The following is a 20599-nucleotide window of genomic DNA, read 5'->3' on the forward strand; positions in this document are numbered from 1 at the left end:
ACTTTCGGGGGTCGGTACCGAAGCATCCGTTTTTTTATTATTCTTTTCCTTTTTTCCCTTCTGAAAGCTCCTTGAAGGAAGATACTTTACCATGGGGATGCTGTTCCTGTTTCCTTACATTCCACTGTCTTTCTTTTTCGTGTTTTGATTGTGTCATATTCGCCACTCCTTTTTCATTAGTCTCTATTAACATGAGCAGCAGACTCGCTTTTTACTCTCCTCCAACATTTATTTATTTGGTTTCATCCAGAGAAGAATAATAAATAGTAAGCTCATGTATCCAAAGAGTGGATATAAATAAGACAATAGTTCGCTGTATTCAAAAAAGCTTAAAGAATAAATCACGAGGAAGATACCCGCAAAGGTCAATAAAGAGGTGCCTTTCCAGTAATTCGATAATTGTTTCTCCAGGCCGAAGACGCCCCCAATGACGGAGGTGAATATTTCACCATAAATGATGATGATGTAAATGAAATAAAAGCCCGCTACAAAGGATTTCATAACCATAGCCATTGGAATCTGGTATTGTGTCACATTCGGGATCATGACCAAAGTAATATGACTGGAGATTAGAATCAGGGTAAGGAAAAAGCCGCCAAGATATCCTCCATACTTAATAGTTTCCCGATCTTTTACTTCACCGGCAACAGGAACGAGAACAGCCTGTGCCATGGCAAGGTTAAAAGCTACGTATGAAAAAGGGGCCACCACCGATTTCCACCCATCCTCAGCATGAGGGATCATAAGAAATGCGTCTAAAAATCCAGCGTCCCGAACAGAATGAATCATTAAGAATAGATTAAAGACGATCATAAGAGGAACAACGAATGTATTTACAGCAAAAAGTCCTTTAATCCCCACCATCATCGTGATAAATCCCAATCCAATCGTCAGCAAAATACCTAATTGCTTAGGTAGCAAAAGCTGCTCCTGAAAAACAGCACCCGCTCCTGAAAGCATGACCGCGGATACCCCGATTAGCATAATCATCATGACGATATTCATAAACTTAGAGAACCATTTCCCAAATAGATACTCATTAAATTCTTCAAAGGACTTTGCTTTAATATCATGGGACTTCAGCATGATCTTCGTTCCCATTGTGATAAATAAGTACCCGCTTAATAAAATCGCAATAAACCCGATAAAGCCAAACCGGGTGAAAAACTCTACAATTTCCCTTCCTGTTGCAAACCCTGCTCCTATTACGGTACCAACATAAACAGCAGCTATTTGAAACGAACCAGCTAACTTTTTCATCCTATCACCTCTGACAACCTTCTACTTCACCTTATGTACAAGCAGAGAAAATCAGAAGCAAAAGAACATAATTCTTCCGGAATTATAGAAGGCCCTAAGAAAGAGGGCAGCCGTAAAAAAATGCGGCTGCCCTCTTTCCTTTATAAGGATTGATCATCAATCCCATTTAACCATTGTCTTATCGGTTCAATGACTTTCTCAACTGTCCCCTCCCGGAATGGAGACTCGAGTTTGGCTGCTTCTACAAGCCCAGTGAATGAAAGGCTTCCCCCCAATTTACAAAGATCAACATAATCACTCCACGCTTCTTCACGATTCAGATTCATCTTTTTCCAGAATTGGAATGCGCAAATTTGAGCCAATGTGTAATCAATATAATAGAAAGGAGAATTATAAATATGGGATTGGCGCTGCCAGAACCCTCCATTTTCCAGGTACGAAACATGGTCATAGTCCCTATGGGGAAGATATTCCTTCTCAATTCTTCTCCAGGCAGCATTCCGTTCAGCAGGAGAAACTTCAGGGTTTTCGTACACAAAATGCTGGAACTCATCAACTGCCACACCGTAAGGAAGGAACTGCAGCGCTTCACTTAGATGTGTAAATCGATACTTATCTGTATCCTCTTTGAAGAAATAATCCATCCAGGGCCATGTGAAGAATTCCATACTCATTGAATGAATTTCACACGCTTCATATGTTGGCCAGATATATTCAGGGATATCAAACCCTCTGCTTGAGTAAACCTGGAACGCATGACCTGCTTCATGGGTCAATACATCAATATCTCCTGAGGTGCCATTGAAATTCGAGAAAATGTAAGGAGACTCATGGTTTGCAATATACGTGCAGTATCCGCCTCCAGCTTTTCCTTTCTTCGCTTCTAAATCCATAAGATCATGTTCGATCATGAAATCAAAGAATTCCTTTGTTTCAGGAGACAACTCCTCGTACATCTTTTTGCCATTATTGATAATCCATTGAGGACTGCCTTTAGGAACCGCGTTTCCAGAAGTAAACTTGAATCCTTCATCAAAAAACTTCATGGAATCAATCCCGATACGTTTACCTTGTCTGTCTTTAAGTTCTGTAGCAAGAGGAACGATATGCCTTTTCACTTGTTCACGGAAAACCTTGACCATGTCAGGAGTGTAATCCGTTCTCGTCATGCGATGGTAACCTAGTTCAACAAAGTTCTTATACCCTAATGTAGTGGCAATGAGGTGACGCAGCTTGACTAACTCATCAAACAAACGATCCAATTCTTCTTGATTTTCTTCAAAGAAGGCAACGGTCGCTTGAGCGGCCTCTTTTCTTGTTTCACGGTTCACAGATTGTGCGAACGGCCCCATCTGAGCTAACGTTCTTTCTTCTCCCTCAAATGGAATCTTTGCTGACGCCATTAGCTTTGTATATTGGGAAGATAACTTATTTTCCTGTTGCAGAAGGGTGACGATCTCAGGAGAAAATGTCTTCATTTCACTCTCTGCCAAAGCGAATAGCTGCTTTCCCCACTTCTCTTCTAATTCTTCACGATAAGGAGAATTTACAAGTTCCCGATAATATTCCGTTACCATCCCGTGGACCTCTGGCATCATTTCATCAATATAATCTTGTTCTTCTTTGTAAAACTCATCATTGGTATCAATAGAATGCCGAATATAGCATATATTTTGCATGGTATCGATGTTGAGACGTATTTCGTTGAGTTTCTTCATCGCATCCATTTGTTCTTGTACACTGGACGCAGCCTTGAATTTACCGAGCAACTGTTGATAAACAGGTTTAATCTCTCCTAAATTCGGCCTTTCATATGTAAATTGCTCAAACTTCATAATGTTGCCTCCTCATAAAATATTCCCGATTATAGTTATTCGACTTATAATAGAGAATCTCCTTTTATCACAAGGGTTGAATTCAAGATACAGCTATCAGAATAAAGTAAAACCCCGTCTAGTAATAGACGGGGCACAGGAATGGGATTTAATACGACAAGTCTTTAATCGATAAGCCTAGTTTCTTCAACATTTCAATCGTTTCTTTCTTCTCATCAGGGGATAGAGCTGACATCAATTCATGAATTCGATTTTCGTGATTAGGAAAAATCTCGTCAATTAACTGTCTGCCGTTCTCAGTTATTTGAGCATAAGTAACTCGACGGTCCTTTGGACAAGCATTACGCTTAAGATAGCCCTTTTGTTCAAGCTTATCCACTACATACGTAATACTGCCGGATGCTAATAGAATCTTTCCGCCAATTTGCTGCAGGGGCTGATCTCCTTTATGATAAAGAAGCTCTAGAACAGCAAATTCGGTAGGGTTTAAACCGTTTTCCTGAATGTTTTTATTTATCTCTTCATTTAAGGCTTTGAAAGCTCTTGAAAGGACAATGAAAAGTTTTAATGATTGTTTTGTATCTTGAATTTCGTTCATGGCATTCATTCCTTAAAAAAATTTAAATATCTCAGTTTCAAAATATTATACAAATAAACCCTGTTATTGTCAAACAAATCGCCCGCTAGTTCAAAAAGAGAAGGACGGTACGCTTGTAGCGTACCGTCCTTCTCTTTTTGAAATTACGACAAATTAGATTGATTGCCAGGTTTAAATGTGGAAATTATTGGAGATCGTTCTCTCTTTATAACTTGAATGGTGAGGAAATTCTTGTTGAATCGTCACGAAGCAGTTCGTTTTAATAAGGTCTTGATGTAATGCCCAAATTCACTTGATGATTCCTGGAAGGTAAATGATACAACTTTATTTGTGCATTTTTCATAGTCGTTCAATAGCTGATCCAATTCCTGGCTGCACCGAACGGTTTCCGCTGCGCATAGGCCCAAATTCTCTCCAAGGGAAATCATTTCTGAACGTTTCTGATTGATTCTCAATAATAACCACTTCTTTTTTAATAGATGACCCATTTCTTGTAAACTCCTTTTTAGCTCCTAGTCTTTATTTAGTAAAATCGTTACTTGAGCATTATCCCAAGTATTATCAGAAAAGTAAATAGATTCGCGAAACAAGACAAAATAACTAGTAATGTTGCTTAATTAGACATCTTTCGCCAAAAATTCCTCTCCACTAAAATAAGAGGATAGACAAAAGATTTTATTCTTTGTCTATCCTCCAGCGTGTTAATATATTGGTACCCAGCCTTCCTGAGTGACGAAAATACGTACAGCCACTACCTTCTTATCTTCACTTAATGTAAAATAATGGCGAATGTTTTCAGGAACTGAAATCAAGTCCCCCGGGTTTAGGTGTACTTCAAAGAAATCACCATCACTACCTTGTATGACAAACACACCATGGCCGTTTACGATAAAGCGGACTTCATCATCCGTGTGGTGGTGTTCCTGTTGGAAATTCTTTAGTAGTTCTTCAAGATTCGGGGTACTCTCCGAAAGGGAGATTACATCCCAGGCTTGATACCCTCTTCTCTCTGAAATATCTTCAATCTCCTCTTTGAAAGTAGACAGGATTTCCCCTTTATCCTCTTCCGTTAAAGCGTACCGATCTCTTAGTGATTCGCTCAGCTTTTCGATATTCCAATGCTCATAGATGACTCCTTGTTCTTTTAAATACTTCACTACCTCATCCTGATGATCAATGACCTGATTTTTACCCTGAAATTTAATGGTTGTCATAAGCTGACTCCTCCTTTAAGAATGGATTCCTTGGTTGATAAAGATAATAGAGTGAGTTGGTATTGGAACATAAACTCACAAGCTTCCAATAGTTTCTTAGCCTCAAAGCCGTTACGCCCCCATACCGTAATCCCATGATTGCGAATGAGTACGGCCCCTTTGTCTTCTTTAATGAATGGTTGAAAGGCATCTGCCAAGGTTGGGATATGGGCATGATTATGAATGATCGGAATGGATAGGGAATCATGTTCCCCCCATTTATCCCAAGCTTTAATCAGTTCCTGGTTTCTAAACGTGACGACACCTTCATCCCCATACAGTTCACTGATCACATTATTCGCAACGGTGTGGACATGTAAGCTGCATCCCGCTGAACTCCGTGTAAAAACATGACTGTGGAGCAGTGTTTCTGCCGATGGTCGTGATTGAGTATCCTCCATGGCCTCACCATGAGCATTGACAAGGAGGAAATCTTCTTTTGTGTGCTTTCGTTTATCCTTTCCACTTGCCGTAACAAGGAAAGTGGCTGGGGATGAACTCACTCGTATCGCGAGGTTCCCGCTCGTGCCCATGAACCAATCTCTGTCTGCTAATTCCCTTTTAATATCGGCGAGCTCATCCCACTCAGTTTGATAGGATTTCATAAAGTCACTCCTTTTTTAATTGCATCCATGCAATCATGAAACGTTTCAAAGGGAATATGGGGGATTCCCTTTTCTTCACATATGCGCGCGAGATAGTCTCTGGCAAAAACAGTATCACCAAGCTTTGCCATCTCGATATCTGTGACAGAATCCCCTATCACAATGACTTCCGTATCTTCTTTTAAAGACAATGCTCTCAGGATGGAAGGCTTGCAGCATCCACAGCCTTTACTGTCACAATGATCGTCACATGGATGCGGCCAATGAATCGTTACGGTAGAATCATCGAAGTTTGCTTCATTACAAAAAACTCCGTTAAAGGGCCCATACTCTTTCAGTAAAGGGTGAACAAAGAAGTCAATTCCTCCGCTGACGATATACAATGGAATCTCGTTGTCTTTCGTATATTCAACAAATTCCTTAAAACCTTCACGTATGACGGCTGTATCCAATAAATACTGAATCATTTCGTCTTTCTGTGATGAAGGAATAAGCGAAAACAGCTTGCTTACACCTTCTTTAATGGACATAGACTGACTTAAAATGTCATCCTTGATACCTTCCCATTTTGGAGGAGCAAAGGATTTCATCAACGAGATGATATTATCCGTTTCTGTAATCGTTCCATCGAAATCACAAAAAATGATTGGATGACCCACTACACCTTTACCTCCTCTCCCCATAGGGATAGTGCTTTACGAAGTTCACCATGGTTTTGTGCTGCCTCATTGAGAGACATTCCTTTTAAAACTGCATCGATTGCTTGAACGAATGCTTTCCCTCCACCACTTGCACCGTCAGGGTGACCATGAATGCCTCCCCCCGCATTGATGACACAATCTATACCGAAATCCTTCACCAAAAGCGGGACAAGAGCGGGATGAATGCCGGCAGATGGTACTGGCAATGCCCTTTTCAAATGGGCATCTTCCTTCGTTAACTCATGGCTCACGGCTAGAACTTTTTTCTTTTCTAATGCGACACTTCCGTATGGTGATGGAAATAATGAGAAATCAGCTCCGACCATTCGTAAAAATTTCCCTAACCATAAAGAATAGCTCACTCCATGAACAGGAGATGCCGCAGCAGCCCCGGCAAATGCAGGATGGGCCATGATCGGCAACGCGATATCATCGTCCTCTCTCAATTCCTGAAGAACATCCAGACCATAAGAAAATACATTGAATAATAGAGCATCTGCCCCTAGCTCCCTTGCTTTTCTTGCTTTATCCCGCAATTGTGATGTTCTTCCTGTCAGGTTCACTGCATACAAGGTTCTCTTCCCTGTTTCCTCAAACACCTCGTTCAGCACCTTCTCCCCTAATCTGACTCTCTCAGAAAAGGGTGTCAGCGGATTATCGAATAAAATTTCATCGTCTTTTACTACATCGATTCCTCCGAGAGCCTGGGCTCTTAACTGTTTTTCAAGGAAAGTGAGATCCCTGCCGATTACACCTTTAAAGATGCTCATTAACAACGGTCTATCATGTACATCTGTTAACTCCCTGATCCCTTCAATTCCAAATCTCGGACCAGGATATGTTTCTTTTAAGTCTTTCGAAAACTCTAAATCTATCAATTTCACTTCTCCATCAAGGGAAAGCTTACCGAACACCGTTGTTAGGATGGCTGGAATATCATTTGAATAATTATGACGGGGATATCCAACCTTCACTTCACCCCGTGGGCCATCATCGCCTTCCCACTCCTTCACGGAAACGACTCTACCCTTGTACTTTCTCAATTGTTCCTGTTCCAGTAGGGGCAAGTCCGTCCATGAACCGATCGTTAGACCCAAGGCAATTCCCTCTGCCTTTTTCTCGTATGAACCGCTCTTTCCCTTTAGTTGATAGGTTGCTATCACTTCACTCATTGTTGAATTACCTCCTTATGAATAAGCTACTAAGCCGCATGTTGGTTTCATAGCGGCAAACAAAAAACCTCTTCCGGATAAGAAGAGGTTTGCATTCGTCACTCTTTCTTATCTGTCAGCCATATAGCTGCAAGAATTAGCACCGTGCTTAATAAGTCGGTTGCCGGGCTTCATCGGGCTGGTCCCTCCGCCTGCTCTTGATAAGAATTTCATTATTCATTATTTCAGTTGGATTATTGCACCAATTTTGGCTTATGTCAATCCCTTTTGTGGAATAATTCTAAACTTTCAATACGTGAAATCGCTTCTTTTATCCGTTCGTTTGTGGTTAACAGTCCTACACGTACATACCCTTCACCGAATTCTCCAAAGCCTACCCCCGGAGCAACAGCGACTTTGATTTTTTCTAGTAAATAGTTTGAGAACTCTACAGATGTAAATCCTTCAGGTACCTTTAACCAGGCGAAGAAGGAACCTTGTGGAGCCTTTACATCCCATCCTATTTCCTGAAGCCCGGAGATTAATAGTTTTCTTCTTTCGTCATATGTTGAAACCAATGCATTCACGCATTCCTGCGAGCTTAAGAGGGCTGTTGTCGCCGCTTCTTGAATGGCACCGAACAAGCTCACATAAAGGTGATCTTGAAGGACGTTGATCGCTTCTATGACACTTTTATTCCCAACTGCAAACCCGACTCTCCAGCCAGCCATATTATATGTTTTCGATAGAGTATAGATTTCAATGCCGACATCCTTAGCTCCTTCTGTTTCCAAGAAGCTAATAGGTTTCTGTCCATCAAACCCAATCGCTCCATAGGCAAAGTCATGCACAACACAAATATCATGCTTATCGGCAAGTTCCACTGTTTCTTCAAAGAATGATTTTGTGGCGATCGCACCAGTTGGATTATTGGGGTAGTTAAGAAACATTAGCTTTGCACTATATAACCTTTCACCGGACAGTTCTTGATAATCAGGTAGAAATCCATTTTCCTCACGGAGAGGCATTTTAATCATGCGGGCTTCTGCTAATGCTACCCCGGATAAATAATCAGGATAACCGGGATCAGGCACTAATACACCATCACCAGGGTTCAATAAACATTGAGGAATTTCAACTAATCCTGCCTTTCCTCCAAACAGCACAGCTACCTCTGTTTCCGGATCCAAACCTACACCGTATTCACGGAGGTAGAAAGCGGCAATCGCCTCTTTAAATGACGATAACCCACGAAATGGGGGATATTTATGATTGGAAGGTGTAGCAGCTGCTTCTGTCAGTTTTTCCACAATATGAGGAGGAGTCGGCTGATCCGGATTTCCCTGCCCTAAATTAATGACATCATGCCCCTCTTTCACAACAGCATTCACTTTCCCTGCCAGGGATGCGAAAAATTGTTCAGGTAATAAATCTAAACGTTTTGCCTTACTAAAAGTCTTCATACACTCACCCACTACATTTTTTTGAAAATTTATTACTTTCAAATTCTAGTCACAAATGATATAACGGAAAATAAAGAATGTAAAGCAATAAATTCCAAAAGGCCATAATGAGGTGAAAGAAATGATTCAAAAGATAGGTATCGCACAAATGGATATTGTGTTCGGCAATCCTTTAGAAAACAAGAAAAGAGTCGAGAAATGGGTTGAAAAAGCGAGTGACGACGGCTGTGATACAGTTGTACTGCCTGAGCTTTGGACGACTGGATATGATCTTACAAGAATGGATGACATCGCTGATAACGGAGCAAATGATTCATCTTCTTTCCTGACCGCCCTGTCCAAAAGATATTCCATTCAGATTGTAGGTGGTTCTGTAGCAAACAAAACACAGAATGGTGTAAGCAATACACTTTTAGTAGTTGATTCCAATGGCCGGTTGGTGAAACAGTATTCAAAGCTTCACCTTTTCAAGCTAATGGATGAACATCATTATTTACTTCCCGGACAAGAGGATGGCATGTTTACACTTCAAGAAACAGAAATGGCAGGATTGATATGTTACGACATCCGCTTTCCGGAATGGTTCAGAAAACATGTACTGATGGGAGCCAAGGTCGTTTTTGTCGTAGCACAGTGGCCAGCAGCACGGATTGATCACTGGCAGACCCTCTTAAGGGCACGGGCGATTGAAAATCAGTGCTACGTCATCGCCTGCAACCGTGTAGGCAGTGACCCGAACAATGAATTTGGCGGTTGTTCCCTCATCATTGATCCATGGGGAGAGATTCTTTCAAAGGGATCTCAAACGGAAGAATTGGTTTCAGCTGAAATCGATTTACATGAAGTAGAAAGAGTCAGAAAGCAGATTCCGATATTCCAGGACCGAAGACCGGATTTTTATTAGAAAGGTTATTTTCCAAAAAAACGTTGACATGGAAAATACTTAAATGGTACCATTCAATTCAAATGAAACATTCTGAAAGTTTAATTAAATAGCGTACGCAACTCTTATCAAGAGCTGGCTGAGGGATTTGGCCCTATGAAGCCCAGCAACCGACCATAATACCGTATTAAAGCGGGGCGCAGTATGCGCCGGATTGACTAATCCAGTAAGGCACGGTGCTAATTCCAACAGAAAGATTTTCTTTCTGAGAGATAAGAGGCGACGAAGATGATTCTTCAAGCCTCTTTCGAACATGGAAAGAGGCTTTTCTTATGCCACGGAAAAGCCTCCATAACACCGTCTTTAAATAAGGGGTGTACTAAAAGGAGGAATAAAAATGGCAATTACAAAACTTAATGCGTATCAACCACTTACTGAACAGTCGGCAATTGTGCTGGCCATTCGGTTAAGAATTTTTGAAGACGGAACTCTCTTGACATGTAAAGAAATTGGAGACGGTAACCTAAACTTGGTATTTCATGTAGTGGAGAGTGAAACAGGTAAAGGAATCATCATAAAGCAAGCACTTCCTTATGCAAAGGTTGTAGGGGAAAGCTGGCCATTGACAATCGAACGGGCAAGAATCGAAGCGGGTGCTCTAAAGCTTCAACAATCATTTGTGGGGGATCTGGTTCCTGAAGTGTACTACTCAGACCCTGCACTTGCGATTACGGTAATGGAGGATTTAAGTGCACTGACGATTGCCCGAACAGGTCTTATCAAAGGGGAAAAGTATCCACAGCTCTCCCAAGACATTGGAACTTTTTTAGCCAATACACTGTATTTCACATCCGATTATGCCCTTCATCCTTTCAAGAAAAAAGAATACGTGAAAGAATTTTCAAATCCAGAGCTGTGCAAAATCACTGAAGACCTTGTATTCACGGATCCTTTTTTCAACAGTGAAACCAATGAATTTGAGGAAGAATTATCTGAGGATGTTCAGCGGTTATGGGCTGATTTCACTTTGAAACTTGAAGTGGCCAAATTGAAAAAGAGCTTTCTAACTGAAGGAGAAGCCCTGCTGCATGGAGACCTTCATACTGGAAGCATCTTTGTCGATCAGACTCAGACAAAAGTGATCGATCCCGAGTTCGCCTTTTATGGACCGATAGGCTTTGACATTGGACAATTCATCGCAAACCTTATTTTCCAGGCGGTTTCAAACCCTGAAGAGAAAGAAACGATTCTCTATCACATCCAGAATACCTGGAACGTCTTCTCCACTACATTTTCCAACCATTGGAAAGTAAGCGGTGATGCCTACACGAAGGTAAATGGCTACCTTGAATATGTATTGGAGAAAAGCTTTCAAGACAGCATCGGTTTTGCAGGCTGTGAATGTATCAGAAGAACGATAGGTCTTGCTCATGTTGAAGACTTGGAAATCATCGCTGATAAAGAACAAAGAATACAGGCCAAACGTGCTTGCTTAGCCCTTGGGAAAGAACTGATCGTGAAACGTAAACAGATTTATTCCATCGAGGAACTCATATCCTTAATACAGTCTTATTCCTAAAGAATAAAGGAGATTATCATGACACAAACACTTACAATTCCAACTTCACTGGAGTGGCATGAAGATTATTTACTGATTCTAAATCAACAAAAATTGCCTAACACAGTGGAATACATCAAACTGACGACCATTGAAGAATATTACGATGCAATTATTACGCTAAAAGTGAGAGGTGCTCCCGCCATTGGCATTACAGCTGCTTACGGATTAGCCCATGCAGCCCGTCAATATGAAACGAATGACTTAGCAGAATTCATGGACCTCTTTCAACGAGACAAGAAATATCTCGCCGGTTCACGTCCTACAGCGGTCAACTTGGTTTGGGCTTTAAATCGCTTAGAAAATGTATTAGAGCATATATCTTCGGTTAATGAAGCCAAAACCAATTTACTTCATGCCGCAATCCAACTTCATGCAGAAGACGAGGCAGTATGTCGTTTAATAGGAGAATATGGATTAAGTGTATTGAAGGACAAACAAATCGTGATGACCATTTGTAACGCCGGTTCCATTGCAACGAGTAAGTATGGAACGGCATTAGCCCCATTTCATTTAGGAAGGGAAAAAGGAAAAGCATTCCAGGTTTACGCATGTGAAACACGGCCCGTACTGCAAGGAGCAAGACTGACTGCTTGGGAATTACAACAATCAGGAGTTGACGTCACCCTCATCACCGATAGCATGGCGGCTCATACCATGAAAGAAAGAGGGGTGGAAGCTGTCATCGTTGGTGCTGATCGCATCTCTGCCAACGGGGATACCGCAAATAAAATCGGAACGTCCATGCTTGCCATTCTGTGTAAACACTTCAATATTCCTTTTTATGTGGCCGCTCCGGCCTCCACATTCGATCTATCAATTCGAAATGGTAATGAGATTCCGATTGAAGAAAGAACCAGGGAAGAGATCACAACAGTAGGTGGAACATTGATTTCACCAGAAAATGTACCTGTTTATAATCCTGCTTTCGATGTTACTCCGCATGAGTTGATTACAGGCATTATAACGGAAAAAGGTGTACTCTACCCTAGCTTTGAAGAAAGTATCCAACAAAGCATCGTTTAAAGCCAAGAGAAAGAGCAGGAGATTTCTCCTGCTCTTCTTTAGACTTCCTCGCTATTATTCATATAGTTTTGATGACGCCCACATTTCCCTCGGGTTCACTTCGTATATGCCATTTTCCCGGTACATAAACTGATGAATAATAAATTCTCTTCTTAGGGTTGCATAGTCTTCATGAAATTGCTGAATGTATTCGTTCAAATCTTTTTCCGGATATTTTTCACCCACCTTTAACCCTTCCACCATATGTTCCAATATAAATAATTTCTTTTTTTGTTGAGAAGGAATATTTTTGATTCGTCCATTTTTCTCCAGAAAATTATTCTTTACCTTCTGTTTTTCTTTCAATAACTTCTCTGACATCACACTTTCCCCTTTCTCTTCCTGAGCAAACTGATTAAGAACATTCCCATGATGTCTTAAAACCTTTTTATTTAAATAGTAGTAAACCGTGTTCTTCTCTCTTCTTGAATAAACAAGATTGCACTCTTTCAGTTTCGTAAGATGATGGGAGATTGTCGGGGCAGTGAGTCCCAGCTTTCCGGCAATTGCTCCCACGTGCAAACTTTCTGATGCCAGTAAATAGACAATCTTGATCCGGGTCGGATCCCCCATCGTTTTATGAAAAGCCACCTGCTTACTTAATTGCAAAATGTCTCCCTCTTTCTATTTAGATTAACATCTAATTAGATGTTAATCTAAATAGGATGATAATTCAATCACTAATTTTAAAAGGCTCTTTTCGCAAAGGTTGTTGTTTATTGAATGGGATCTGATTTGGCTTTGTAAACCAGTGTGTGCTGGATGGTGAGGGGAACCGCTTCGCTTTCCGCGGACGTTCGACCGAGCCTCCTCAGCTTAGCCGAACGGGGTCTCGGCACGCCCGTACTTCCGCAGGAGTCTACGCAGTTTCCCTCACCATCTATAAGAGTTTTTCGTGACAGAGCTTATTTATGCCAATAAACAATTGAAAGAAACAGTATTACTACTATACAAGCTAAGATCGACTGTACATTTTGAAAAATGTTGTATTCTAAACGTGTATGGTATATATATTAGTCTATAGTAAGAAACTCACATTTAGAAAGTTGATTGGAGCGGAAGGTGCTCGACTCCTGCGGGAATAGCGGGAAAGTTGAGACCCCGCAGGGCATAGCCCGAGGAGGCTCAACTCACGCCCCGCGGAAAGCGAGCACCTGGAGCGGAAATCAACCACTACTCGCTTTTTCAAAAGCAACAAAGTTTACGAAAAGAGCCTTATAAAAAAACAGGCATCCTCTATATGGAGGATGCCTGTTTTTCATTCTATTTTTCTAACAACAATAAGGTTTCTTTCTTATCCACCTGCTTACCGGCATAGCCAGTAAGTGTTTTATTCTTACCTATGACACGGTGGCATGGGATGATGATGGGGAAACGATTGGCTTTATTCGCTTGCCCTACTGCCCTTACAGCTTTAGGTCTTTGAATCGCTTGGGCTACATCTTGATAAGACCATGTTTCACCGAATGGGATCTGTTGCAGGGTGTTCCATACTTCTTTCTGAAAAGCAGTTCCTTCTATCTTTAAAGGAAGATCAAATTCTCTTCTCTCTCCTTTAAAGAATTGTCTGATTTGTTCTTGTGCACTCTTTAATATTGGATGATCCTTGTCAGAACACGCCTTCTCTTCACCTTCTACAAATTGTACCGAAATAAGATGGCTATGATCTGCTTGAAGCTCTAAATTTCCAATCGGGCTCTCCATCACAATAGCATGAATTGACATTTTGCACGACTCCTTTAAGATTTAGGCAGATAAATATGGAAGGTGGTTCCTTCTCCGACAATACTCTCAACCTGAACGCTTCCTTTATGCTCTTTAATAATTTTAAAGCTTACCATCAGCCCTAGTCCAGTCCCCCGTTCCTTTGTAGTATAGAACGGTTCACCAAGCTTTTTAATCTTATCCTTTGAAATTCCGCCTCCCTGGTCTTTTATTCTAATATGAATCATTTCATCCTCTGTCTCCTGGATACCGATGGAAATGAACCCCCCGTCCGTCATAACTTCAATTGCATTCTTGATGACATTAATGAATACCTGCTTTAACTGATTTGGCTCTGCAATGATGGTTGGGAGATTCTTTTGGTAACTCTCCTCGTACTGCACATTGTGCATAACTGCCTGAGCGCTTAATAGATCAACGGTATCTTTCATGATCTTGATTAAATTCGTTTCTTGATATTGAATGGCCTGTGGCTTTGCTAATACTAGAAACTCAGTGATGATGGATTCAATTCTCTGAAATTCAGAAGTAATCACATTAAAGTACATTTCATGATCTTGACCTACACTATTTTCCAACAATTGAATAAAGCCTTTTAGGGCGGTCATCGGGTTCCTGATTTCATGGGCAATCCCGGCAGCGAGCTCCCCAACTACACTCAATGTATCTGATTTCCTTAACTGTTCCTGCATTTCAATTTGTTCGGTAATGTCACGGATGATCGTTAGATTCAAATTAGAGAGCAAATTATACTTGGATGACAGCTCCACGTATTGAACCTTATCCCTGTGAGACGTTAACGTTTTTAAAAACGTTGCCTGTCCTTCTTCTTTTAATTGTTGTAAATACTCATCATATGTTTCGTCACCAGGTTCGATATTCAATATCTCACGTACATCTTTTCCGATTAAGTGATCTTTCTCGATCGTAATGATTTTGCTCACTTCAGGATTTGCATCTACGACAACATAATTGTGATTGGTTAGGAGCAGGCCGTCCAATGAGCCTTCAAAAATTTTACGAAACCTCTCCTCACTCTCCCGTAATTCCTTCTCCATTTGATACCTTTCACTGACGTTACGGAATATCGTCATGTTATAGCCGTCAACGGAATGAAGCTTAGAAGTGAATTCCAAATGCTTCAACTGATTGTTAGGCATGAGAAACAACACTTCATCCCTTACAGCACCACTTCTGTTTAACTGTTCCATGACCAGATCAAACTTTTGGCTTTCCAGAGGGTAAACAAAGTCCCTGATTCTCTTCGAAAGAAGTTCTGAAAGTGAGCATTCAAAGATCTTCAGGGCAGAAGAGTTGGCTTTTAATACTCTACCATCCTGATCCCATAACACAATGGCATCGATCGCCTCTTCAAATAATCCTTTAAATAACTCTTCGTTTCGCTTTAATTGAATTTCCATCTGTCTCTTCTCGGTTACATCTCTAAGGATGGCCATATGAAGCTTATGATGCACATAGGGACTTGTCGTAAATTCAACAATCGATATACTGTGTGCTTTTTTTATCGGAATTTCTCCTCGTGCTTTTTTATTTTGAGAAATCAGTTCTTTTATCTTTTCAATCTTATAATGGGCATTTTCAGGGATAAAAGAGCTTATGTTCCTGTTTGTGATTTCTTCCTTGTCCAATCCGACTTGTGAACTGAACGCCTGATTCACATCGTTAATATTTCCTTCAATATCAAAGAGAACGATTCCTTCTGATGCATTCTGGAAAATATTCGATAACAAATGGACATTCATATGATCTTTTCGCTCTTTTTCCTTTAGTTCGGTTACATCCTTGAAGTAGAGATAGGCATTAGGAGAAATGGTCGATTTTTTGAGCAAGAGCTCAATATGAAGGATTTTCTTATCGGTAATATTCATTAGGGTTTCATCTTCAAGGGTTTTTCCTGTTTCCATCACTTCCTTGTAATGAGCAACAATCGGTGCAGGAACAGAAGAGAAAAAACCGCTGAACAGCTTGCCTACAATCGATTCAGAAGTTGTCTCCAGTGTTTCACATGCTTCGAGATTGGCATAGACAATTTTCAACTCTTCATTGATTACAAACATCGGCATGGGTGATGCTAAGCAAATTTCCCTATCGACGGGATGACATTCTTCCTTATTCAGCTCTTTTTGCAGTTTACTACTATTAGTCATTTTCTCATCCCCCTACTAATTTAAAAGACGACTATTGGCTCAGGCATTTATAGAATTCGCATAGCTTCCCATACTTATGGTCATAATTAACAGTGAAATTCATGTTTTACTCATTGTATCCTAGGGTAAGAATGAATTAGGATAAAACTATTCTAAGAGATGGTGAAGATATGAAACAGCGTGACTATTACTTCGACAATGCCAAATTCATTTTGATCTTTCTAGTGGTATTTGGACATTTGATCCGATCCTATATCGAAAGCGATCCCTTTATCCTTTCTTTATATAAAACGATTTACACCTTCCACATGCCAGCCTTTATACTTGTGGCGGGATTTTTCGCAAAAGGATTCTATAAAAAGGGATATATTCAAAAACTAGCGAAAAAGTTAATACTCCCTTACATTGTGTTCCAATTGATCTACACGGTGTATTACTATTTTCTTTATGAGAAATCAACATTTGAATTGGATCCACTTAACCCGCACTGGTCATTGTGGTTCCTAATTAGCTTATTCTGTTGGAATGCATTGCTTTACGCTTTCATAAAGTGGCTCAAATTCAAACCTGCTATTGGTTTGACAGTGGCTTTTTCCCTTGGGTTGCTTGTTGGATTTGCAGACGTGATTTCAAACTACTTAAGCTTGTCCCGAACGTTTGTGTTTTTTCCGATATTCCTGATGGGCTATTACTTGGAGAAGGAGCACTTCGAATATTTCAAAACGAGTAAAGCTCGTATAGTGGCAGGTTCATTATTTGTTCTCGTATTTTTAGGAATGTACTTCATCCCTGAATTCTCCGATAAATGGTTACTTGGCTCAAAGCCTTATGGAGATTTCGAATGGAATGATACGGTCAGTGTGGCAGTTCGTGCATTTGTATACTTGTTAAATGTTGTGATGATCTTTAGTTTCTTCACGTTTGTCCCTACGAAAAGACAGTTTTTCACTAAATGGGGCAAAAACACCCTGTATGTCTACTTGCTGCACGGCTTCCTTATCCGGCTATTCCGGGAAAGTCAGCTTAAGGATACAATCGATCCCACTACGAGTTTAATACTATTACTAGGTGTATCATTAGTTCTGACGATGATTTTCTCGACAAAATTTTTCACAAGCATTACGCAACCGATTGTCGAGTTTAAATCAACCAAAATCCAGAAACTTCTTTCAAAAAGAGAAATGAAAACAAGATAAACCTCACTAGAAAGGGCTGACCCAATTGCAGACACGGGTCAGTCCCTTTTCATGAGTAACTATTCTCTTAAGGTATATATTAATTCTCCTCACTTCTACACAATTATCAAAAAACTATTTATTTTATTATATTATTCGTAACTTTTCCTGAAATTCCTTCTAATACTTACAATAAATTTAAATTCATTTTAGACAAACATTGAGCTTTCTCTCTTCCTTAGATAGAATGATAATCAGTACTGCCTGTACGGTTGTACGAACAACCCATATATATTGGAAAATTTGGTTTACAACGGTTCATTTGGTATACATCCAGGTGAATTTAGTATAAAAGGAGCTTATTTATGAAGAAAGTCGTTTTAAGTACGTTAAATGCAAAGTATATTCACACCAATTTAGCCATTCGTTGCTTAAAGGCCTATGCAGAGCCTGAACATGAGATTGAACTGGCTGAATACACCATTAAAGATCCCACCCTTAACATCGCCACTGACTTGTTCTCGAAAAAACCGGATATCATTGGATTCAGCTGTTACATTTGGAATATCGAAGAGACGATCAAAGTGATCAAGATCCTTCGTAAAATCCTGCCTGAAGTAACCATCGTCCTTGGGGGACCAGAAGTCACATATGATGTTCCCTACTGGCTTGAGCGCCTGCAAGACGTTGACTTTATTGTAATAGGCGAAGGAGAAGAATCCTTTAAGCAGTTATTAGATGAGCTTAATGGAGATAGGGACTTTTCAAAGGTCCATGGAGTCGCTTATTTGGCAGATGGAAAGCCGGTCATCAAGCCACAGCAGAATAAAATCGATTTAAGAGAAGTGCCTTCACCATTCCGCTTTCAAGAAGACCTGCCTCAATTGGGAAAAAGGGTCACCTATATTGAAACGAGCAGAGGTTGTCCTTTCCGCTGTCAGTTCTGTCTTTCCTCGATTGAAGTAGGTGTACGCTACTTTGACAGGGAAAAGGTAAAAGATGATATCCGTTTCTTAATGAAAAATGGTGCGAAAACCATTAAATTTGTTGATCGTACGTTCAATATTAGTCGAAGCTATGCCATGGAAATGTTTCAATTTCTAATTGACGAGCATTTACCGGGTACTGTCTTTCAATTTGAAATAACCGCCGATATAATGAGACCGGAAGTAATTGAATTCCTGAACGAAAATGCCCCTGCAGGGTTGTTCCGCTTTGAAATTGGAATTCAATCTACGAATGATGAAACGAATGATCTCGTAATGAGAAAACAAAATTACACGAAACTGACGAGAACCGTTACCATGGTAAAAGATGGAGGAAAGATAGATCAGCATCTGGATTTAATTGCCGGTTTACCTGAAGAGGATTACAACTCTTTCCGTAAAACGTTTAATGATGTATTTGAATTGCGACCAGAGGAGCTTCAATTAGGATTCCTGAAGATGCTTCGTGGTACAGGCTTAAGGATCCGTGCAAACGATCATCAATACACGTATATGGACCATTCACCTTATGAAATCCTGGGAAACAATGTATTGTCCTTTGATGATATCGTTAGAATCAAACAGGTAGAAGATGTATTAGAAAAGTATTGGAATGATCATCGTATGGATCGTACGATTGAATATTTAGTGACAGTATGCTTTGAAACTCCCTTTGATTTCTTCCAACAATTCGGCTCTTACTGGGAAAACCGTGGTTGGTCAAGAATCGGACATCAACTGGAAGATTTGTTTAAAAGGCTGCATGAGTTTTTATCTACAGAGACAAGCTTCGACATTTCGATTATTGAAGGTCTAATGAAACTGGATTATTTAGAGAACCAGAAGTACAAACCGCGTAAGCCCTGGTGGACTCATGAACTGACGAAAGCAGATCGATCTGCTATTTATCAATCCTTGCTGGCACAACCATCTATCGCAGGAGAATCATTCGCTCTTCTAAACTTAAATGAAAAGGAATTGTACAAGCATACACTCCTGGAAACCATTCAATCGAAGGATGGACAAGATCAGTATGTATTAGCTTACTTTGAACCAGCAACCGGTCAATCTACCGTATTTGAGATTGATCGACAATCTGTATCATTATAGACAAGAAAAAAATGTTAAGCGAATCGCTTAACATTTTTTCTTGTCTTCTTTTGCTTTTGGCTGTTTTTGAGTTACTTCCAGGACCTTGGCTGCATTAACATCTCCGAATTCCTGACCAAATTCTTCGCGAAAAGATTGTTTTTTATCCTTCATCAGCTTCTACCCTTCATCCCTTTAGAAGAGTTTCGATTCTTCCCCTTCGCTGAATCTTCTCCTTGAGAGAATTCGGCTGAGAATTCTGACTCTTGTTTATTCTTTAATGGCGTTTGGTTGTTTTTTTCAGCAGCATTATACTGTGCTTTTCGTTTCATGTAACTCATCTCCTTTGTTACCCTTATTTTCTCCATTCGTTTCTTTTTCCATTCCCTAAGTGGCCGCGTAAGGTATTCCAATACTAGAAGAAAAAGTCTGAATAAATGAAGGATTTAACCAGAAACTAAGCAAAAATGCTGAATGAGGATATGAAATGATATTTGTCTTCTTACTTTGCTATGCTCTACTCGGATGGAAATTTGGAAATTGGAAAGAATTTTACAGCTATTATCCAACTTTACTGTTTTTTATTATCGGCGATTTACTATCCCAATTCCTTTTGTATGACTATTCCATGTGGGAATTCCATACGGTTACAGCATTTGGAGACCACATCAACCTGAATCATACGATCATATCACTTTGTAAAATGGCTGTTCAATACACTGCCACCATTTCAATCTTTATCGGGAAACTGCCTTCGTCTTTCCAGGGAAAAGTCGCATGGATTATGTTGTGGACGGCAATTTACGGTGTAGGTGAAGGCTTATCGCATGTTCTTGGGATGATGACCTATCACAACGGCTGGCATTTTGGCTGGGATATCCTATTTAATATCATGATGTTCACCGTACTCATTGTTCACCATAAAAGCCCGATAATTGGATGGATTGTATCCTTCCCCATAATTTTCTTTCTTTGGCTATATTTCGATGTGCCCTATTCTGCACTCAAATAAAAAAACGATGCG

At 40.2% G+C, this 20599-nt stretch carries 21 protein-coding genes and 2 riboswitches; of the genes, 6 read left to right on the forward strand and 15 right to left on the reverse strand.

Features of this window, described 5'->3' with window-relative positions; genetic code table 11:
• Positions 1-37: 37 nt before the first annotated feature.
• The 10 genes from TV75_RS22265 to TV75_RS05380 form a co-directional block, all read right to left on the reverse strand.
• The gene (locus TV75_RS22265; protein WP_220154054.1) at positions 38-157 is read right to left on the reverse strand and encodes a DUF6254 family protein; all 120 of its coding nucleotides are present in this window, start codon (positions 155-157) and stop codon (positions 38-40) included.
• 71 nt (positions 158-228) lie between these two features.
• Positions 229-1260 (reverse strand): YkvI family membrane protein, encoded by a 1032-nt coding sequence (locus TV75_RS05340; RefSeq protein ID WP_044337600.1) that lies wholly within the window; start codon positions 1258-1260, stop codon positions 229-231.
• Between the two features lie 140 nt (positions 1261-1400).
• A complete protein-coding gene (locus tag TV75_RS05345; protein WP_044337601.1) occupies positions 1401-3095 on the reverse strand; it encodes a M3 family oligoendopeptidase in 1695 nt (564 codons plus the stop codon).
• Between the two features lie 148 nt (positions 3096-3243).
• Positions 3244-3702 (reverse strand): MarR family winged helix-turn-helix transcriptional regulator, encoded by a 459-nt coding sequence (locus TV75_RS05350; RefSeq protein WP_437176696.1) that lies wholly within the window; start codon positions 3700-3702, stop codon positions 3244-3246.
• A 233-nt stretch (positions 3703-3935) separates the two neighbouring features.
• The gene (locus tag TV75_RS05355) at positions 3936-4181 is read right to left on the reverse strand and encodes an aspartyl-phosphate phosphatase Spo0E family protein (protein WP_044337603.1); all 246 of its coding nucleotides are present in this window, start codon (positions 4179-4181) and stop codon (positions 3936-3938) included.
• Between the two features lie 213 nt (positions 4182-4394).
• Positions 4395-4907, reverse strand: a complete 513-nt coding sequence (locus TV75_RS05360) for a 1,2-dihydroxy-3-keto-5-methylthiopentene dioxygenase (protein WP_044337604.1) — start codon at positions 4905-4907, stop codon at positions 4395-4397.
• Positions 4904-5551: a methylthioribulose 1-phosphate dehydratase gene (locus TV75_RS05365; RefSeq protein WP_044337605.1), complete on the reverse strand. Its 648-nt coding sequence runs from the start codon at positions 5549-5551 to the stop codon at positions 4904-4906. Before TV75_RS05365 ends, TV75_RS05360 begins: the two co-directional genes overlap by 4 nt.
• Positions 5548-6210, reverse strand: a complete 663-nt coding sequence (locus TV75_RS05370; RefSeq protein ID WP_301280413.1) for a 2-hydroxy-3-keto-5-methylthiopentenyl-1-phosphate phosphatase — start codon at positions 6208-6210, stop codon at positions 5548-5550. The genes TV75_RS05365 and TV75_RS05370 overlap by 4 nt, the downstream gene beginning before the upstream one ends.
• Positions 6210-7424, reverse strand: coding sequence for a 2,3-diketo-5-methylthiopentyl-1-phosphate enolase (locus TV75_RS05375; RefSeq protein WP_044337607.1), 1215 nt, complete (start codon positions 7422-7424; stop codon positions 6210-6212). The genes TV75_RS05370 and TV75_RS05375 overlap by 1 nt, the downstream gene beginning before the upstream one ends.
• Before the next feature lie 105 nt (positions 7425-7529).
• Positions 7530-7631: riboswitch (SAM riboswitch) on the reverse strand.
• A 50-nt stretch (positions 7632-7681) separates the two neighbouring features.
• A complete protein-coding gene (locus tag TV75_RS05380; RefSeq protein WP_044337608.1) occupies positions 7682-8866 on the reverse strand; it encodes a pyridoxal phosphate-dependent aminotransferase in 1185 nt (394 codons plus the stop codon).
• A gap of 121 nt (positions 8867-8987) precedes the next feature.
• Here TV75_RS05380 and TV75_RS05385 point away from each other — a divergent pair, with 121 nt between their 5' ends.
• From TV75_RS05385 to mtnA, 3 genes are all read left to right on the forward strand, one after another.
• Positions 8988-9770 (forward strand): carbon-nitrogen family hydrolase, encoded by a 783-nt coding sequence (locus TV75_RS05385; protein WP_044337609.1) that lies wholly within the window; start codon positions 8988-8990, stop codon positions 9768-9770.
• A 101-nt stretch (positions 9771-9871) separates the two neighbouring features.
• A riboswitch (SAM riboswitch) is annotated at positions 9872-10028 on the forward strand.
• A gap of 118 nt (positions 10029-10146) precedes the next feature.
• Positions 10147-11328, forward strand: coding sequence for an S-methyl-5-thioribose kinase (gene mtnK / locus TV75_RS05390; protein WP_044337610.1), 1182 nt, complete (start codon positions 10147-10149; stop codon positions 11326-11328).
• An 18-nt stretch (positions 11329-11346) separates the two neighbouring features.
• On the forward strand, positions 11347-12393 hold the full coding sequence (gene mtnA, locus TV75_RS05395; protein ID WP_044337611.1) for an S-methyl-5-thioribose-1-phosphate isomerase: 1047 nt from the start codon (positions 11347-11349) through the stop codon (positions 12391-12393).
• Between the two features lie 54 nt (positions 12394-12447).
• On the opposite strand, the gene TV75_RS05400 is transcribed toward mtnA, so the two are convergent.
• The 3 genes from TV75_RS05400 to TV75_RS05410 all read right to left on the reverse strand — a co-directional run bounded on the left by TV75_RS05400 (position 12448) and on the right by TV75_RS05410 (position 16325).
• On the reverse strand, positions 12448-13041 hold the full coding sequence (locus TV75_RS05400) for a metalloregulator ArsR/SmtB family transcription factor (protein WP_044337612.1): 594 nt from the start codon (positions 13039-13041) through the stop codon (positions 12448-12450).
• Positions 13042-13695: 654 nt separating this feature from the next.
• Positions 13696-14157 (reverse strand): methylated-DNA--[protein]-cysteine S-methyltransferase, encoded by a 462-nt coding sequence (locus TV75_RS05405; RefSeq protein ID WP_044337613.1) that lies wholly within the window; start codon positions 14155-14157, stop codon positions 13696-13698.
• 14 nt (positions 14158-14171) lie between these two features.
• A complete protein-coding gene (locus TV75_RS05410) occupies positions 14172-16325 on the reverse strand; it encodes a PAS domain-containing sensor histidine kinase (protein WP_052504429.1) in 2154 nt (717 codons plus the stop codon).
• A gap of 170 nt (positions 16326-16495) precedes the next feature.
• Here TV75_RS05410 and TV75_RS05415 point away from each other — a divergent pair, with 170 nt between their 5' ends.
• Together TV75_RS05415 and TV75_RS05420 are read left to right on the forward strand one after the other, a co-directional pair.
• Positions 16496-17521: an acyltransferase family protein gene (locus TV75_RS05415; RefSeq protein ID WP_044337614.1), complete on the forward strand. Its 1026-nt coding sequence runs from the start codon at positions 16496-16498 to the stop codon at positions 17519-17521.
• A 344-nt stretch (positions 17522-17865) separates the two neighbouring features.
• A complete protein-coding gene (locus tag TV75_RS05420) occupies positions 17866-19596 on the forward strand; it encodes a B12-binding domain-containing radical SAM protein (protein WP_044337615.1) in 1731 nt (576 codons plus the stop codon).
• 27 nt (positions 19597-19623) lie between these two features.
• Here the strand turns inward: TV75_RS05420 and TV75_RS22480 are convergent, their stop codons facing one another.
• Together TV75_RS22480 and TV75_RS22065 are read right to left on the reverse strand one after the other, a co-directional pair.
• The gene (locus TV75_RS22480) at positions 19624-19749 is read right to left on the reverse strand and encodes a hypothetical protein (protein ID WP_301280414.1); all 126 of its coding nucleotides are present in this window, start codon (positions 19747-19749) and stop codon (positions 19624-19626) included.
• Entirely contained in the window at positions 19749-19907 is a 159-nt protein-coding gene (locus TV75_RS22065) for a hypothetical protein (RefSeq protein ID WP_044337616.1), read from the reverse strand. Before TV75_RS22065 ends, TV75_RS22480 begins: the two co-directional genes overlap by 1 nt.
• Positions 19908-20062: 155 nt before the next feature.
• Here TV75_RS22065 and TV75_RS05430 point away from each other — a divergent pair, with 155 nt between their 5' ends.
• On the forward strand, positions 20063-20587 hold the full coding sequence (locus TV75_RS05430) for a hypothetical protein (protein ID WP_044337617.1): 525 nt from the start codon (positions 20063-20065) through the stop codon (positions 20585-20587).
• Positions 20588-20599: the final 12 nt, after the last annotated feature.

It is taken from the genome of Rossellomorea aquimaris (assembly GCF_000935355.1).
GTDB classification, from domain to species: Bacteria; Bacillota; Bacilli; order Bacillales; family Bacillaceae_B; genus Rossellomorea; species Rossellomorea aquimaris_B.

Coding starts and splice junctions, on each gene's coding strand:
- TV75_RS05420 (WP_044337615.1), top strand. CDS start 17,866: ATGAAGAAAGTCGTTTTAAGTACGTTAAATGCAAAGTATATTCACACC.
- TV75_RS05410 (WP_052504429.1), bottom strand. CDS start 16,325: ATGACTAATAGTAGTAAACTGCAAAAAGAGCTGAATAAGGAAGAATGT.
- TV75_RS05380 (WP_044337608.1), bottom strand. CDS start 8,866: ATGAAGACTTTTAGTAAGGCAAAACGTTTAGATTTATTACCTGAACAA.
- TV75_RS22065 (WP_044337616.1), bottom strand. CDS start 19,907: ATGAAACGAAAAGCACAGTATAATGCTGCTGAAAAAAACAACCAAACG.
- TV75_RS22480 (WP_301280414.1), bottom strand. CDS start 19,749: ATGAAGGATAAAAAACAATCTTTTCGCGAAGAATTTGGTCAGGAATTC.
- TV75_RS05385 (WP_044337609.1), top strand. CDS start 8,988: ATGATTCAAAAGATAGGTATCGCACAAATGGATATTGTGTTCGGCAAT.
- TV75_RS05355 (WP_044337603.1), bottom strand. CDS start 4,181: ATGGGTCATCTATTAAAAAAGAAGTGGTTATTATTGAGAATCAATCAG.
- TV75_RS05365 (WP_044337605.1), bottom strand. CDS start 5,551: ATGAAATCCTATCAAACTGAGTGGGATGAGCTCGCCGATATTAAAAGG.
- mtnK (WP_044337610.1), top strand. CDS start 10,147: ATGGCAATTACAAAACTTAATGCGTATCAACCACTTACTGAACAGTCG.
- TV75_RS05350 (WP_437176696.1), bottom strand. CDS start 3,702: ATGAATGCCATGAACGAAATTCAAGATACAAAACAATCATTAAAACTT.
- TV75_RS05430 (WP_044337617.1), top strand. CDS start 20,063: ATGATATTTGTCTTCTTACTTTGCTATGCTCTACTCGGATGGAAATTT.
- TV75_RS05360 (WP_044337604.1), bottom strand. CDS start 4,907: ATGACAACCATTAAATTTCAGGGTAAAAATCAGGTCATTGATCATCAG.
- TV75_RS05405 (WP_044337613.1), bottom strand. CDS start 14,157: ATGTCAATTCATGCTATTGTGATGGAGAGCCCGATTGGAAATTTAGAG.
- mtnA (WP_044337611.1), top strand. CDS start 11,347: ATGACACAAACACTTACAATTCCAACTTCACTGGAGTGGCATGAAGAT.
- TV75_RS05345 (WP_044337601.1), bottom strand. CDS start 3,095: ATGAAGTTTGAGCAATTTACATATGAAAGGCCGAATTTAGGAGAGATT.
- TV75_RS05340 (WP_044337600.1), bottom strand. CDS start 1,260: ATGAAAAAGTTAGCTGGTTCGTTTCAAATAGCTGCTGTTTATGTTGGT.
- TV75_RS22265 (WP_220154054.1), bottom strand. CDS start 157: ATGACACAATCAAAACACGAAAAAGAAAGACAGTGGAATGTAAGGAAA.
- TV75_RS05375 (WP_044337607.1), bottom strand. CDS start 7,424: ATGAGTGAAGTGATAGCAACCTATCAACTAAAGGGAAAGAGCGGTTCA.
- TV75_RS05415 (WP_044337614.1), top strand. CDS start 16,496: ATGAAACAGCGTGACTATTACTTCGACAATGCCAAATTCATTTTGATC.